Below are 1,773 nucleotides of genomic sequence, written 5' to 3' on the forward strand. Positions count from 1 at the left end.
CAAGCCGACAAACGCCTGACTGCTTATCCGCACGAGCTTTCGGGCGGCCAGCGCCAGCGCGTGATGATCGCGATGGCGGTGGCATGCCGCCCGCGCTTGCTGATTGCCGACGAACCGACGACCGCGCTCGATGTCACCATCCAGGCGCAGATCCTGCAACTGCTCGATTCGCTGCGCCGGGACCTGTCGATGGCCGTGCTGCTCATCACGCACGATCTCGGCGTGGTCGGGCAGTATGCAAACCGGGTCGCGGTGATGTATAGCGGCGAAGCGGTGGAGGACGGCACTACCCAGCGCATCTTCACGCAGCCGCGCCACCCCTACACCAAGGGACTGCTGGGGGCGTCGCTCACGCTCGACCAGAACCTGCACTACCGCACGCGCCGTCTCACCGAGATTCGCAGTCACATCGATACCGGCACCGGCCTGCGCGACTTCTCGCTCAGTGACGAACGCGTTGCAAGCGCGCCGAACATCGTCTTCACCCGTAGTCCGTATGTTCGCGCGCCGTCGGCAGACACCCGGGCGCCGCTGCTCGCCGTGCGCGACCTCGTGACGCGCTACGACGGCAAGGGTAACGTCGTGGATGGCGTGTCATTCGACGTCGGTCACGACGAAACGGTCGGCCTGGTCGGCGAGTCGGGTTGCGGGAAGTCGACGCTCTCCCGGACCATCCTGCGGCTGATCCAGTCGACAAGTGGCTCCATCAGCCTCGACGGCCATGACATTACGCATCTTGGCGGCAGCAAGCTGCGCGCAATCCGCCCGAAGATCCAGATGATCTTCCAGGACCCTTACGCATCGTTGAATCCGCGCCAGCGCGTACTCGACATCCTCGATGCGGCGCTGATTGTCCACGGCGTCGCCGACAAGCAGGAGCGCCGCCGCCGCATCGCGGACATCACGGATCGCGTAGGGCTCGCCTCAAAATCGCTGCAGCGCTTTGCGCACGAATTTTCAGGTGGCCAGCGCCAGAGGATCGGTATTGCCCGCGCCCTGGTGCTGCAGCCGAAGCTCGTGATCTGCGACGAACCGGTCTCCGCGCTCGACGTGTCCATCCGCGCGCAGGTGCTGAACCTGCTTGTCGAGCTTAAGCAGTCGCTTGGGCTCTCCTACCTGTTCATCTCGCACGATCTCTCCGTAGTGCGTTATATAGCGGATCGCGTGCTGGTGATGAACACCGGCAAGATCGTGGAGTCCGGCGATCACGAAAGCATTTGGTCCCGCCCCGCGCATGCTTATACGCGCAGCCTGATCGACGCCGTCCCGAAACCGGCGTTCAGCAGACACAGGCAAGACAATACCGCGCCACGACAAGACGACGTGGACCTGCCATTTTCGTTTTACCGCTTCGCGGTGTGAAACGCATGATTGTCGATCGCTCTGCTCATGCGGCACCTTATTCACATATCTGCACGATGAGAAACGTCATCAAGAATTGATGTTTCGTGATCCTATATTTTGTTGCTAAGGTTGAAGTCGCGAATAGAAATACCGTCCGCCACTGATCCATCCGATCCAACTCACGGACGTGCCCGCCACGCACGTCATAGCCGATGAACGCCATAGTCCTTTCCCATCCAAGCGGTCTGCTCGTCGAGTCGTCACAAATGAGTGATCGCTGGTGGGCGCGTCCCGGCGTGGTCGTCTCGATTGCGCTGCATGTTGCCGCCGCCGTCGCGCTGATTGCATTGTCGGGGCATAAAGACGAACCCAAGCCCGTCGACCACGCCATCCAACTGGTGCTGGCGCCGCCCGAACCGCCCAAGGTGA

At 61.9% G+C, this 1,773-nt stretch carries 1 protein-coding gene; it reads left to right on the plus strand.

Annotated features, from left to right (window positions below; genetic code table 11):
- Positions 1–1,362 (plus strand): ABC transporter ATP-binding protein (locus tag M0954_RS10605; protein WP_297353085.1); only part of this gene is annotated, 1,362 nt, incomplete at its 5' end.
- Positions 1,363–1,773: the final 411 nt, after the last annotated feature.

Source organism: Paraburkholderia sp. (assembly GCF_026225065.1).
In the GTDB taxonomy this organism is placed as follows: domain Bacteria; phylum Pseudomonadota; class Gammaproteobacteria; order Burkholderiales; family Burkholderiaceae; genus Paraburkholderia.